Origin of the sequence: Cohnella cellulosilytica (assembly GCF_042431195.1) — a bacterium.
In the GTDB taxonomy this organism is placed as follows: domain Bacteria; phylum Bacillota; class Bacilli; order Paenibacillales; family Paenibacillaceae; genus Cohnella; species Cohnella cellulosilytica.
This window is the reverse complement of the sequence record NZ_JBHMDN010000073.1, coordinates 173,385-186,779: the sequence shown is the minus strand read 5'-3', so window position 1 is coordinate 186,779 and position 13,395 is coordinate 173,385. Positions and strand designations below refer to the sequence as shown.

The 13,395-nt window shown below is 56.5% G+C and carries 10 protein-coding genes; 8 read left to right on the top strand and 2 right to left on the bottom strand.

Going from position 1 to position 13,395, the window contains the following annotated elements:
* Nucleotides 1-13: 13 nt before the first annotated feature.
* Complete coding sequence (gene speE, locus ACFFT4_RS32100; RefSeq protein WP_378053466.1) at nucleotides 14-841, bottom strand: polyamine aminopropyltransferase; 828 nt, start codon at nucleotides 839-841, stop codon at nucleotides 14-16.
* Nucleotides 842-1,076: 235 nt separating this feature from the next.
* Here speE and ACFFT4_RS32095 point away from each other — a divergent pair, with 235 nt between their 5' ends.
* Nucleotides 1,077-3,137 (top strand): transglycosylase domain-containing protein, encoded by a 2,061-nt coding sequence (locus ACFFT4_RS32095; protein ID WP_378053385.1) that lies wholly within the window; start codon nucleotides 1,077-1,079, stop codon nucleotides 3,135-3,137.
* Between the two features lie 14 nt (nucleotides 3,138-3,151).
* On the opposite strand, the gene ACFFT4_RS32090 is transcribed toward ACFFT4_RS32095, so the two are convergent.
* On the bottom strand, nucleotides 3,152-5,473 hold the full coding sequence (locus ACFFT4_RS32090; RefSeq protein ID WP_378053383.1) for a helix-turn-helix domain-containing protein: 2,322 nt from the start codon (nucleotides 5,471-5,473) through the stop codon (nucleotides 3,152-3,154).
* A 273-nt stretch (nucleotides 5,474-5,746) separates the two neighbouring features.
* Here ACFFT4_RS32090 and ACFFT4_RS32085 point away from each other — a divergent pair, with 273 nt between their 5' ends.
* The 7 genes from ACFFT4_RS32085 (at nucleotide 5,747) to ACFFT4_RS32055 (ending at nucleotide 13,376) form a co-directional block, all read left to right on the top strand.
* Nucleotides 5,747-7,081, top strand: coding sequence for an ABC transporter substrate-binding protein (locus tag ACFFT4_RS32085; protein ID WP_378053381.1), 1,335 nt, complete (start codon nucleotides 5,747-5,749; stop codon nucleotides 7,079-7,081).
* A gap of 159 nt (nucleotides 7,082-7,240) precedes the next feature.
* Nucleotides 7,241-8,179, top strand: a complete 939-nt coding sequence (locus tag ACFFT4_RS32080) for a carbohydrate ABC transporter permease (protein ID WP_378053379.1) — start codon at nucleotides 7,241-7,243, stop codon at nucleotides 8,177-8,179.
* On the top strand, nucleotides 8,176-9,012 hold the full coding sequence (locus tag ACFFT4_RS32075) for a carbohydrate ABC transporter permease (protein ID WP_378053377.1): 837 nt from the start codon (nucleotides 8,176-8,178) through the stop codon (nucleotides 9,010-9,012). The genes ACFFT4_RS32080 and ACFFT4_RS32075 overlap by 4 nt, the downstream gene beginning before the upstream one ends.
* A gap of 380 nt (nucleotides 9,013-9,392) precedes the next feature.
* Complete coding sequence (locus ACFFT4_RS32070; protein WP_378053375.1) at nucleotides 9,393-10,142, top strand: FadR/GntR family transcriptional regulator; 750 nt, start codon at nucleotides 9,393-9,395, stop codon at nucleotides 10,140-10,142.
* Nucleotides 10,143-10,280: 138 nt separating this feature from the next.
* Nucleotides 10,281-11,603 carry an ABC transporter substrate-binding protein gene (locus tag ACFFT4_RS32065; RefSeq protein WP_378053373.1) on the top strand — a complete coding sequence of 441 codons (1,323 nt, stop codon included), beginning with the start codon at nucleotides 10,281-10,283 and terminating at the stop codon, nucleotides 11,601-11,603.
* A gap of 71 nt (nucleotides 11,604-11,674) precedes the next feature.
* The gene (locus tag ACFFT4_RS32060) at nucleotides 11,675-12,547 is read left to right on the top strand and encodes a carbohydrate ABC transporter permease (RefSeq protein ID WP_378053371.1); all 873 of its coding nucleotides are present in this window, start codon (nucleotides 11,675-11,677) and stop codon (nucleotides 12,545-12,547) included.
* Nucleotides 12,534-13,376 (top strand): carbohydrate ABC transporter permease, encoded by an 843-nt coding sequence (locus tag ACFFT4_RS32055; protein WP_378053369.1) that lies wholly within the window; start codon nucleotides 12,534-12,536, stop codon nucleotides 13,374-13,376. Before ACFFT4_RS32060 ends, ACFFT4_RS32055 begins: the two co-directional genes overlap by 14 nt.
* Nucleotides 13,377-13,395 lie beyond the last annotated feature (19 nt).

The window sequence follows — 13,395 nt, the reverse complement described above, 5'->3', positions numbered from 1 at the left end:
AGCGGGTCTCCTTTTATCTCGTCAGATCCTCGACAAACTTCGGAAGCGCGAACGCCGCCTTGTGCAGCCGAGGCGAATAATATTTGGTGTCGAGCTCGGGCAGCTTGCTCTCGTCGACGGCCAGCGGATCGTATTTCTTGCTGCCCATCGTGAACGTCCACAGCCCGCTCGGATAGGTTGGAATGTTCGCCGTGTATACGCGCACGATGTCGAACACTTCCTTGACGTCGCGGTTGACGCTGCGGATCAGATCGGCCTTGAACCACGGGTTGTCCGTCTGCGCCACGAAGATGCCGTCCTCCTTCAGCGCGTCGTGGATGCCCTGATAGAAGCCTTTCGTAAACAGGTTGACGGCCGGACCTACCGGCTCGGTGGAATCGACCATGATGACGTCGTACGTATTCTTATGATCGTGGATATGCATGTAGCCGTCGTTAACGATCACTTCGACGCGGGGGTCGTCCAGCTTGCCCGCGATGGAGGGCAAGTACTGCTTCGAATATTCGATGACTTTGCCGTCGATGTCGACGAGCACCGCTTTTTTCACTTCGGGATGCTTCAGCACTTCGCGGATCACGCCGCCGTCGCCGCCCCCGACCACGAGCACGTTCTCCGGGTTCGGATGCGTGAACAGCGCCGGGTGCGCCACCATCTCATGGTAGACGAACTCGTCCCTCTCCGTCGTCATGACCATGCCGTCGAGCACAAGCATGCTGCCGTATTCCTCCGTCTCGATCATGGCGAGTTCCTGGAAGTCCGTCCGTTCGTGGACCATCGTTCGTTTGATTTTCATCGTGATTCCGAAGTTATCGGTCTGCTTCTCCGTGTACCACAGTTCCATGGAGGACATGCGCCATCCCTACTTTCTATGAGCGGAATGCTGCCCGCTTATTGTATCAAACTAGATGTATTTTATATAAAATCGACGCCAAAAAGCAATAAGACCCGCGCGAAATTAATATTGCCTTAACGATCGGATTTCCGGACGCCGCGCCGAACCGCGGAATAGCCTCCCCGTTCCTTCCTCATACTAACCTAGGAAACGATTTCCTCTAATGTACGAAGGAGGCCTCATGATGGATCGTCGAACCGACAAGAACGCCAAATCCGAACGCGCCTCCGCCAAATGGAGCAAGCTGCGCCGCCGAATCGGCTGGATGACGCTGCTCGCGCTTATCTCCCTGGCCTGCGCGGGTTATCTGCTGCTCAAATACGCTCCGCTTCCGGCAGGCGCCACAATGCAGTCCACCCGCATTCTGGACGCGAACGGGCAGACGATCGCCAGCCTTAAGGGCGGCGTCAACCGGCCGACCGCGAAGCTGGCGGACATCTCGCCCTGGCTGATCAAAGCTACGCTGGCCGTCGAGGATCGCCGCTTCTACGAGCATGCGGGCGTCGATTGGCGCGGTCTCGCCCGTGCGGCCTGGGTCGACTTGCGCCATATGGCCAAGGAGCAAGGGGCGAGCACGCTGACCCAGCAGCTGGCCCGCAACCTGTATTTGTCGCACGAACGGACGTGGACGCGCAAGCTTAAGGAAGCCTGGTATGCCGGCCGGCTGGAGCAGAGCTTCTCCAAAGACGAGATTTTGGAGCTGTACCTGAACCAAATCTATTACGGACACGGGGCTTACGGAGCCGAGGCGGCCTCGCGGCTTTATTTCAACAAACCCGCCAAAGAGCTGACCATTGCCGAGAGCGCTCTGCTCGCCGGCATTCCCAAGGGGCCCCGCTACTACTCTCCGCATCTGAATCCGAAGAGCTCCCGGGCCCGCCAGCGCAAGGTGCTGCAGGCGATGCGCGAAACCGGCCAGATTACGAAGCTGCAGGCCGAACGCGCCGCGCGGGAGAACGTCAAGGTCAGAGCCCTTCCCGAGGAGGAGGAACGCGCCGCGCCTTATTTCGCGGAATACGTCAAGAAGATCGCCGTCGAACGGCTCGGAATCGACGAGAGGCTGATGAACGAAGGAGGATTGACGATCCGCACGACGCTGGATCTGCGCGTGCAGCGGGCGGCCGAGGCCGCCGTCAAAAAGGGGCTGAAGGGGGCAGCCGAAGAGCTGCAGACGGCGCTGATCGCCGTCGACCCCCGCAACGGCTACATTAAAGCGATGGTCGGCGGACGCAATTTCCGCGTCAACCAATACAACCGGGTGTTCGCAAGTTCAAGGCAGCCGGGGTCCTCGTTCAAGCCGATCGTATACGCGGCCGCCTTGGAGAACCGGACGATTACGGCGGCTACCCGCTTCCGCAGCGAGCCGACGCTGTTCTACTTCGACGGCGCCCGCCAGATTTACCGGCCGAGCAACTACAACGGCCGTTATTTCCACGAAGAGATCGGACTGCGCCAGGCCATCGCGGCTTCCGACAACATCTATGCCGTCCACACGATCATGCAGGCCGGCCCGGAGAACGTCATCGCGATGGCGCGCAAGCTGGGAATCGCCTCCCCGCTCAAGGCCGTGCCTTCGCTCGCTCTCGGCACGTTCCCGGTAAGCCCGTTCGAGATGGCGTACGCTTTCTCGGTGTTCGCCGGCGGAGGCATTCGCGCCGAGCCGATCGCGATTACGCTCGTCCAGGACCGCCGGGGCAAAATCCTCTACGAGAGCCATCCGAGACGGGAGCAGGTCCTCGAACCCGCGCTGGCGTACGTGACGACGCATTTGCTGAAAAGCGTGTTCGAGCGGGGCGGCACCGCAAGGCGCGTGTCGAAGATGCTGAACCGCCCCGTCGCCGGCAAGTCGGGCACAACCGATTCGGACGCCTGGTTCGTCGGCTATACGCCGGAGCTGACGACCGCCGTATGGGTCGGTTACGACCGCGGACGTTCGATTACGTCGGGCGAAGCCCATCGCGCCGCCCCGATCTTCGCCCAGTTTACGGAAGAAGCGCTGACGGACACTCCGCCCAAAGGCTTCCCGATGCCGGAGGGCGTCGTTCATGCCTACATCGATCCGTCGAGCGGGCTGCTCGCTTCCCCCGCCTGTCCCGGTGAAGGCACGGTGGAAGTGTTCCTTCAAGGAACCGAACCCGCGCGTGCCTGCGGCCCGTTGGGGCCCGTCGTCGAACCGGAGACTCGCCGGTCCGAACAGCCGAACCGCCACTGGTGGAAGAAGCTTCGCAAATGGTGGCGCTCCTGAGCGCCGCCTCCGCTTCAAGCTTCTGCGCTCTTCGAGATCCGGCCTTCCAGCTTCCGGAATTCGCCCGGCGTCACGCCCTCGTATTTGCGGAAAAAGCGGATAAAGCTATTCGCGTTGTTATATCCGATCCGCTGCGCAATCTCGCTCAGGTTCAGCGTCGTCTCGCGCAGCAGCGACTTGCTGCGGGCGAGACGGACGAGCGTGAGATGCTCGAGCACCGTCTTGCCCGTGGACTGCTTGAAAAGACGGCTGAGATAGGCCGGATTCAGCTGAACGGCGTCGGCGATCTGTTCTACGGAGATGTCCTCCCGGTAATGCTCCGCGATATGGGCCACTGCAGCGTCTACCTTAGACGGGCTGCGCAGATGATTTCCGAGCTGGACGATCATATTCAGGAATACCTTCTCCAGCCAGAGATGGATGCTTTCGAGCGTCTCGCGCTTGGCCAGCTCCCGGTAGACGTTGCCTTCTCCGAAAACATTTTCCCAAGGCAGGCCCGCGTCCACGGCCAGATCAATCGCCTCGTCGATCAGACGATGGTAAACTCGATAGACGTTCTCGTGAGACAGACCCGGCTTGCTTTTGAGCTCCGCCTTCAGCTGTTCCAGACAAACCTTCGTCTGCTCCTCGTTTCCGGCTCTGATGTTGTTTACAAGCGCCTTCTCCAACTGGACGGGATAAAAATACTGAAAGGATTGGGCATGCTCTTCGTTCTCATGGAACAACACCTTGCGGTCGTCGGTCAGCAGCTTCCTGCGAATGACGCCGGACGCCTGTTGGAACGACAAATGCGCTTCCGCCAATCCGTCGACAGGCTGTCCGAACCCGATCGTCGCCGACAAATTCAAATACGAGCGAACGGCGTGGATGATCTCTCCCGCCATCTCCGCCAAGCGGACGCGATCGAATTCCGCCGCCGACTCGATGTTGGCCAATACCGCGATCTGATTATCCGCGATTTCCGTACCCAGACACACGTAGCGGGAAGCTACGATTTCCTGCACAATGTTATGCGTCGCATAACGAAGCAGGTTCAGATCGTGCGCGCTGTAGCGCTCTCTGAGCGTCGCATATCCGTCAAGCTCGACGACCATGACGATAAAGCCTTGCGGCGTGATCGGCAGCCTCATGTCGTCCACGCGCTGTTCGATATCCCCGCTCGCCCGGTTGTAGAACAGCTGATAGAGGAAACGATCGACCATCGCCGAATGGCCGATCTCGTAAGCCGCTTCCAGCTCCTTGTGCCGATGGATAAGCAGATCCACCATGCCGGAGACATCGACTAGAGAGCCCGGCTTGTCCGACAAGACGGGAAGAGCGAATTCTTTCTGCGCGCGTTCGGCTTTCTCGAACAGCCGTTTGATCGGATTGTACATCGTCCGCGACAGGAAGAAGGAGATCACCGAGCCGAGCGCCACAAGCACGAAGCCGGTCAGTATAATGACTCTGCGGATATACCCCAGCCTCTTCTCCAAATAGTCGAGCGAATCGACGGAGGCGATCGTCCATCCGCTTCTTAGCGGCTCTCCGATGGAGATCAGCGCGTCCCGCCCTCCGAATTTGCCGACCCATGACCCTCTTTCTTCGCCCGCGATCAAGTCCGCCGCCTGCTCCGCCATTCTCTCGTCCTCCTCCCCGGCAAGCCGGGGATACGCCGACAGAATGTCTCCCGACGAATCGGCCAGGTAGAGGCGGTTGTCGCGATCGGCTCCCGCCATTTTCAACAGCTCGTAAAATCGATCCTCGAAAATATGAATCGCCACATATCCCGTATTGCTCGGAAAGGCAACCGGAATTTTGCGGACTAGCGTCATAATACGCTGCGTGTTGCCGTCCTGATCGACGAACGAACGGGTCGGCAGCCATAACTGCTCCTTGCCGCTGGCGGAGAAATCGCGAACCCAACCGTCGTTCTCCCGGTTCTCGTAATGCCGATTCGGGGCGTTCGAGGACAGAATGAGATTGTTTTTGCGAAAATAAATTTGCACCGCCTGCACGTATCCGTTCTCGGCGGCAAGCGTGGAGATCCGGTCCCGAATTTCGTTGATCAAATAAGGGTCGTCCACATTCGTGGAGGACGTATAAATTTTACCGTCCAGACCGAGCTGCACCGACAGCGTCGTCACGTCCAGCAGCAGCCGGTCCGTCGACAAGCCCGTCTGCTTCATCGCATTGGACGTGCCTTGGCGAATTTCGTTCAGAATGGTAGAATACATCAGTTTATAAGAAGACAGGCTGAGCAGAATGACCGGCAGCAATATGACCAGAAAAAAGGAAAGAAAATAGAGAACGAATTGCTTGTTCGGTTTGCGCGGTATCCAGCGCTTGGCGGTCATCTTGATTCCCTCTTTTCCCGGCAGTCTCGTTATCTCGCCCAAGGCGCATCTTCGATTATGGCACAGCCGCAGCCGGCTTGGGAACTGCGAACCGCCTTCATTTCGGGCCCGATATCAGGAATTGAACATCGATGTCATAAAGTCGATACAGCCGATTGTGCCGGTTCGGACGACGAACGTCAGGAATGCGCGATTTACCTTCGCAAGCGGCCGTTCTATGATAAATCCAGCAAGCCCAACCTATTCCGATATTGAACTGGAGGTCACTCAGAAATGGTTAGAAAAACAACGCTGGCCCTGGCCGCGGCCCTGGCATTCGGAACGCTCGCAGCGTGCAGTTCGGACAAAGACAACGCTCCTGCCGCCTCGTCTCCCGCCGCATCATCGAGCGCATCGAGCGCGTCGGACAGCAACGAACCGATTACGCTTCAATTCGCATCCTGGAGCATCAGCGAAGAAGCGACCAAGGACGCCTTGGAGCAAATGGCGCAGAAATTCACGGAGCTGCATCCGAACGTCAAGATCGAATACATCGGCATTCCGTTCGGGGACATCAAGCAGCAGACGTTCGTCATGGCTTCCTCCGGCAACACGCCGGACATCATGCAGACTTTTACCGCTACGTTCCCGACCTACGCGGCTTCGGACATCATCGTCCCGCTGGACGATCTGCTCGGCAAAGAATTCATCGAAGATCTATTTCCAAGCTACAAGGAAGATTACAGCTATAACGGCAAGCTGATGGGCGTTCCGTGGGCGCCGTCCCCTTACATTCTTTATTGGAACAAAGAGTTGTTCCAAAAGGCGGGACTGCCCGATCGCGCTCCGGAGACGTACGATGAAATGCTGCAATTCGCGGCGGAGATCTCCAAGCTCAAGTCGGACAGCGGCGAACAAATCTACGGGCTGGGAGAAGCGACGGAGAAGCTGCCGATCAACGGCATGATCGCCCTTCGCAACATCTACAGCTTTAACGGCTCCCTCTTCGGGGAAGACGGCCAAGTCAACGTCAACACGCCGGAAGTGATCGAGACGCTGACGTATTATCAGACTCTGGTGAAAAACAATCTGTCTCCGCAAGGAGCCAAGCTGAAGGATTTACGGAACCTGTTCAGCATCGGACGGCTCGGCATGTATTCGGACGGCTATTACGGACGGAAGGTGTTCCAGAACTTGAGCGGACAGGGGGAAGCGTTCGACGAGAAATGGGGCGCGGCCATGATCCCGGTTAACAAAACGGGCGACAACGTCTCCATCGGCGAAGCGCACGGCCTGGTCGTCAGCAAGGATTCGAAGCATCCGGAGATGGCGGCAGAGTTCATCAAGTTCCTGACCGACGAAGAAATGATTTCGCTCTATCACCAGAATAGCGACGTCATGAGCGCGCGCAAGTCGATCAGCGTACTGCCGGAGTTCAACTCCACCGACTTCGATAAGACGCTCGTCGACCAGATGACGAGGATCAAGCCGCTTCCGGCCAACAATCCGGGACTCGAACAGGCTTATCTGGAAATCGCGGAGGCCGTGCAGAAGGTGGCCGTCGCCAACGAAAGCCCGGAGAAGGTCGCGGCCGAGCTTGATGCGAAGCTGAAGCAAATCATAAAATAATCCGGCCTGCGACGGACAATCTCCCGCACCCGTATGGGGCTGCTCGATAAGCAACCCGAAGCCCGCCTTCCGCGGATCCGCTTCGCTTGCGATGCAGCCCCATGCTTGTTTCGTCATGCCCGCGTCCGGCAATCAAACCGCTACAAGGAAGTGAATTCCGTGCATAAACCCGTTCAATTGGAACGAAGAGGCATCCGTCCGAGCGAGAAGGCCAAAGACGCGATCTTCCTGGCCGTCATCATCTGTCCCGCCTTCATTCTGCTGCTGTCCACAATCGGCATTCCGATCGTCAAGTCGCTCTATATGAGCTTCTTCCAGGTATCGCTGCTGAGCATGAAAAATCAGGTTTGGAATTCGTTCGACAACTACCGGCAGCTGTTCGCCGACGGCGACTTCGTCCATTCCGTCGGAGTGACGTTCCGCTACGTGTTCTCTGTCGTCGCCATCCAGTTTGTTCTGGGCATGGCTTTGGCGCTTATTCTGAATGGGAAAATTCCGTTCCGGAGAGCGCTCCGGACCGTTATTCTGATTCCTTGGGTCGTCCCGACCATCATCGGGGCGCTGCTGTGGATGTGGCTGTTACAGCCGCAGTACGGCATTCTGAACTACATCTTGCAGACGCTGCATTTGATCGACCGTCCGCTCCAATGGCTGTCCGACATGCAGCTCGCGCTGTGGGCAGTCCTGCTCGCCGCGCTGTGGAAGCAGCTTCCGTTCATGGTAACGATGCTATTGGCCGGCATGCAGGGCATTCCCGGCGACATGTACGAAGCCGCGACGATAGACGGCGCCTCCAAGCGCCAGCAGTTTCTCTATGTTACGCTGCCGATGCTGAAGAACACGATCAAGACGGTCACGCTGATCGCCTGCATCGAGAACTTTAAGATGTTCCCGCTGTTTTGGATCATGACGAGCGGCGGACCGGTCGACGCGACGACGACGCTCGCCATTTTCAGCTACAAGACGGCCTTTATCGATCTGGATTTGGGCAAGGGAGCGGCGATCGGCGCGCTGTGGCTGATCATCATGCTGCTGTTCTCCTGGGGATATAACAGACTGTTCGCCATCGGGGAAGGCAAAGGAGGCTCGGCACATTGAGACAACGACGAATTTTCGGAGCCGCGCTGCCCTTGCTGGGCGCCGCCGCGTTCCTGCTGTTTCTCGTATTCCCGCTCTACTGGATGCTGCTCACTTCGTTCAAGGACAACTCGGCGCTGTTCCGCATCCCGCCGGAGTGGATTCCGGCCCAGCCGGTGCTCTCGCACTATAAGAAGCTGTTCGCGGATAACGTGTTTACAACCTACTACCGCAACAGCCTTCTCGTCGGCTTCGGCTCGACGGCCATTACGCTGATCGCCGCGATGTTCGCTGGCTATGGCTTCTCCCGCTTCGAATTCCGTTTCAAATCGCTGGCCATGTTCTCGATTCTCTCGACCCAGATGCTGCCCGTCGTGTCACTGCTGATCGCGCTCTATACGATCTATAACGGCTACGGCCTGCTGAATACGAGATCGGGACTCGTCATCGCCTTGACAACGGCCAGCCTGCCGTTCTCGATCTGGATGATCAAGGTGTTCTTCGACAACATTCCGGTCGCGCTTGAAGAATCCGCGAAGATCGACGGAGCCAGCCGCTTCGGCATCCTGTTCCGGATCGTCATGCCGCTGACCAAGCCGGGCATTTTCTCCATTGGCATCTATTCGTTCATTCTCTCGTGGGACGACTTCCTGTACTCGCTCACGCTGATCAACAAGGACGAGCTGCGCACGCTGAACGCCGGCATCTCCATCCGCTATATCGGAGAGCTGTCGTACGACTGGGCCAGCATCATGACCGTGTGCGTCACGTCGATTGTGCCGATCTCGCTGCTGTTCCTCTTTTTCCAGAAATATATGGTGTCCGGCCTGACCGCAGGCGCCGTCAAAGGGTAGAGGGGCACAAGCAAAAAATTCGGCCAAGCTAAACCGCGCGAAGCGGCCTGGCTTGGCCTATTTTCAAGAGATCAGCAGGCTGGAGAAGACTTCCAGGTTCCGCTGCAGAAGCTCGTAACGTCGAAGACCTTCGCCGATCCCGGAGACCGCTTGCGTCTCTTGCCCTCTAGCCGCATCGTCTCGCGGCGATATTTGGAAACTGGATGAATTCGTTTCGATACGCATTGACTTTCCCTCATTCCGGTTTTTTTATTTTTATCGGCAGGAATGATCTGGAATTGTATGGAAGCCGCAAAGAGCATGTTTTTTCTATACACCTATTTCGGAATTCGGCATTGACGCGCGAAAATGAAAGTGCTAACATTAGGGACGTCACTTGTATGACATCTAACGAGATAGGGGTGACGGACATCCAAACCGACTTCCAGGCCATTGAGAAGAAAAACATCGTGGACGACGTGTTCGAGCAGATCAAAGACAAGATCGTCAGCGAGACGTGGAAGGCCGGTCAGAAAATCCCTTCCGAGAACGAACTGTGCAGCATGTTCAACATCAGCAGAGTCAGCATCCGCAGCGCCGTTCAGAAGCTCAGGGATCTCGGCCTCATCACGACCCGGCACGGCAAGGGCTCCTTCGTCTCCGATCGCGCCTCCAGCTTCGACATCCATATGACGGCTCCGATCATGAACTTAAGCGAGAAGGAGTTCTTGGACATTATGGAATTCCGCGAGCTGCTGGAGACCAAGTGCATCGAGCTGGCCGTGCTGCGCGCGGACGACAACGACATTGCCGCCATCGAACAAGCTTTCAACGATATGAAAGCGTATCAGAACGATTATTCCAAATATTCGCTCGCCGACTATCAATTTCACTTGGCGATTGTTAAAGCTTCGAAAAACGAGCTGTTCGTGCACATCATGAACCGTATTAAAAACGTCTATTACTATCATTTGAAGGAATTAAACCGGGTTATCGCGGACATGGAAGACAGTCTGTCCGGACATTCCAAACAGCTGGAAGCGATCAAATCGAGGGATATGGAAGCCGTCAGACGTCTCGTTCATGAAGGCAACAGCAATGTCACCACCGTTACGATACAGAAGCTTAACGATCAAAAAGAGAAAAAATAAAGCTTTTCTTTTTTTTGCTTCAACTTGTAGGACATCTGATATATCATGTTATCTCTTTGATTGTTCTTGTTCCCGCCGTCCCCGGACCTGGCGGAGCAAACAATATACAAGCATACCACTCAGGAGGTCATCAGCAGTATGAAAGCCAACAAAGTCAGCAAATGGATTTCCCTGCTTCTGGCATTGTCTCTCGTTCTTGCCGCCTGCGGCAAAAACGAAGGCGGCAAGGAAGCGGCCGGCAACGACAAAGGAAGCGCCAAGCAAACGACGATCCGCATCATGTCGGTATCGCAGACGGAAAATCCGGACGGCCCCGCCGAGAAAGAAATGGCCGAGCGCTACATGAAGCTCCACCCGGAGGTCAACATCGAGTTCATCGGCGTTCCGATGAACGATCTGTATAAGAAGATTACCGCAATGGCCACCTCCGGCGATCTTCCGGACGCCTTCACCATGACGCCGCAATTCGCGCGCACCGCGTACGGAATGGGCATTACGGCCGACCTGAACGCGCTGCTGGGCGAAGAGTACCTGAAAGAGTTCTATCCTAACATTATCGAAGAGTCGAGCGTGGACGGCAAACTGCAATTTCTGCCATGGAACGCGGCTCCGATGGCTCTCGTCTACCGCGGAGACTGGTTCGAGCAGGAAGGCTTGAAGGCGCCCGAAAACTGGGACGACTTCCTGGAAGCCGCCCAGAAGCTGACGAAGGATACGGACGGAGACGGCAAAACGGACCAATGGGGCTTCGGAATGGTCGGCACTCGCAACGGCTCCGGCGCCGACCGCTTCATCGTCATCCTCCGTTCGTACGGCGTCGAGGAATTGAGAAAAGACGAGAGCGGCAACTGGGTTACCGATCTGGATACTCCGGAAGCGAAGGAAGCGTTCCAGTTTTTCGTCGATCTGAACAATAAATACGGCGTCGTTCCTCCGGGAGTGACGGAGACCGGATTCCCGGAAGCGGCCAGCTTGATGGCCACCAATAAAGTGGCGATGATGTTGACCGGACCGAACGCCCTCGGCAACATCGTCAGCCAGAACCCCGATCTGAAAGGCAAGCTGTACAGCGTGCCGGTACCGTCGAAGGTGAAGCATACGGCAACGTTCGGACTGCTCGGCTATTCGATCGCCGAATCCAGCAAGCACAAGGACATCGTCGCCGATTATTTGAAATTCATGGTCGAGGACGAAAATGCGCTCGCCTGGAACGAGCTGAGCGGAAGACTGCCGACGAAAGTCGAAGTGGGCAACCGCCAAGAGCTGGCGACTCCGGAATATGCCGGCTTCGTGGACGCGCTGCAATACGCCTTCACGATTCCCGCGTTCGATCAGTACTCGCAATTCCAGGACATCGTGGCCGAGGCTTATCAATCGATGATCGCCGCCAACCAGAGCGCCGACGCCGCGACCAAGCGCGCCGCGGACCGCGCCAACGAAGTCATTCAATCCAACAAGTAACGGTTCAATAGTCGGTCGCTGAAGGGAGCTTCGTGCTCCCTTTGGGCCTTCATCACGATGGGGGAGAAATTATGCTATCTTCGAAGAGCGGATTCAAGGGGATCTGGTTTATCCTGCCCGCCGTTGTCACTTTGCTGGTCCTCATTACTTATCCCCTGATCTACGGGGCGTACATCAGTTTCTTCGACACGAACCTGATCACGAAATGGGATTTCGTCGGCTTCAAATATTACGCCAATATTTTCTCGAACTTCGAATTCACGAGCCGAATTCTGCTTACGCTGCACTATACGTTCTGGGTCGTCGTAGGCCACTTCATTATCGGTACGGGCCTGGCCTTGATTCTGAACATGAAGCTGAGAGGCATTACGATATTTCGCGTCATTCTGATCCTTCCGTGGCTTTTCCCCGAAGTCGTAGTCGGCTTGCTGTGGAAATGGCTCTTTAACCCCTTATACGGTTTGTTTAACGCCGTATTGCTGAATTTGGGCCTCATCGACGATCCGGTATCGTGGCTCGGCGACGAGAAGACCGCATTCGGAGCCGTCATCGTCGTCTCCATCTGGAAAGGCTTCCCGATGGTCATGATGCTGTTGCTCGCCGGCCTGCAGAGCATTCCGGAAGACATCTACGAGGCCGCCAAAATCGACGGCTGCACGCGTTCGTCCTCCTTCCGCTACGTCACTCTGCCCGCGCTGATGCCGGTCATGGTCGTCACGCTCATTTTGGATACGGTATGGTGGTTTAAGCATTTTACGATGATCTGGATTCTGACCCAAGGCGGGCCCGGCAATGCGACCAACGTCGTCAGCATCGACATCTTTAAGCAAGCGTTCGAGTTTTTCAACTTCGGCAAAGCTTCCGCGATGGCGATTCTGGTCTTCTTCGTCTGCTGGCTGATGGGATACGGGTATAGGAGGTTGTTCGGCAATGGAGACGAGTAAACGCAGGTTTTCCCTGTTCAACGTGGGGATGTACGCCATCCTGACCGCAGTTTCTTGCCTGGTGCTGATTCCTACGTTGTGGATGGTCTCGACGGCCCTGAAATCGAACGAAGAGGTCATGATCTCGCCTCCGAAATGGATTCCCGAGAACCCTACGTTCGAGAGCTTCACGCGCATCTGGAAGGACTATCCTTTCCTGGATTACTTCCTGAACAGCGTGTTTATCGTAGTCGTGTCCACCTTCATTACGATCGCGTTCGCCGCGCTCGCCGGATACGGCGCGTCCCGGTTCAAGTTCCGCGGCAAGGGCACGTTCCTTTCCTTCCTGCTGGTGACGCAGATGTTCCCTTCGATCATGCTGCTCATTCCGTTCTACAAAGTATTGAAGACATTCGGGCTGATCGATTCGCACTGGGGCTTGATCGTCGTCTACATCGCGTTTGCGCTTCCGATGTGCACCTGGATGATGCTCGGCTTCTTCCAGGGCATTCCGAAGGAGCTCGACGAGGCGGCCATGATCGACGGCTGCAGCCAAGTCCGCACGTTCGTGCAAATTATTCTGCCGCTGTCCCTGCCCGGCATCGCGGCAACGGCGATCTATTCGTTCCTGATGGGCTGGAACGAGTACATGTTCGCCTTTATTCTCGTCACGACGGAGACGATGAAGACGCTGCCCGTCGGGATCGGCCAGTTAAACGGCTTCTACAAGGTCGTATGGAACGATATGATGGCCGCTTCCATCATTTCCAGCTTGCCGCTTATCGTGCTGTTCCTCTTTATGCAGAAATACTTCATCAGCAGCCTGACCGCAGGCGCCGTCAAACAGTAAAAATACACAGATAGGAAGT

What these genes read in the sequence shown, in the direction of transcription:
- speE (WP_378053466.1), bottom strand. Translation starts at nt 841, where the DNA reads ATGGAACTGTGGTACACGGAGAAGCAGACCGATAACTTCGGAATCACG.
- ACFFT4_RS32095 (WP_378053385.1), top strand. Translation starts at nt 1,077, where the DNA reads ATGGATCGTCGAACCGACAAGAACGCCAAATCCGAACGCGCCTCCGCC.
- ACFFT4_RS32090 (WP_378053383.1), bottom strand. Translation starts at nt 5,473, where the DNA reads ATGACCGCCAAGCGCTGGATACCGCGCAAACCGAACAAGCAATTCGTT.
- ACFFT4_RS32085 (WP_378053381.1), top strand. Translation starts at nt 5,747, where the DNA reads ATGGTTAGAAAAACAACGCTGGCCCTGGCCGCGGCCCTGGCATTCGGA.
- ACFFT4_RS32070 (WP_378053375.1), top strand. Translation starts at nt 9,393, where the DNA reads ATGACATCTAACGAGATAGGGGTGACGGACATCCAAACCGACTTCCAG.
- ACFFT4_RS32065 (WP_378053373.1), top strand. Translation starts at nt 10,281, where the DNA reads ATGAAAGCCAACAAAGTCAGCAAATGGATTTCCCTGCTTCTGGCATTG.
- ACFFT4_RS32060 (WP_378053371.1), top strand. Translation starts at nt 11,675, where the DNA reads ATGCTATCTTCGAAGAGCGGATTCAAGGGGATCTGGTTTATCCTGCCC.
- ACFFT4_RS32055 (WP_378053369.1), top strand. Translation starts at nt 12,534, where the DNA reads ATGGAGACGAGTAAACGCAGGTTTTCCCTGTTCAACGTGGGGATGTAC.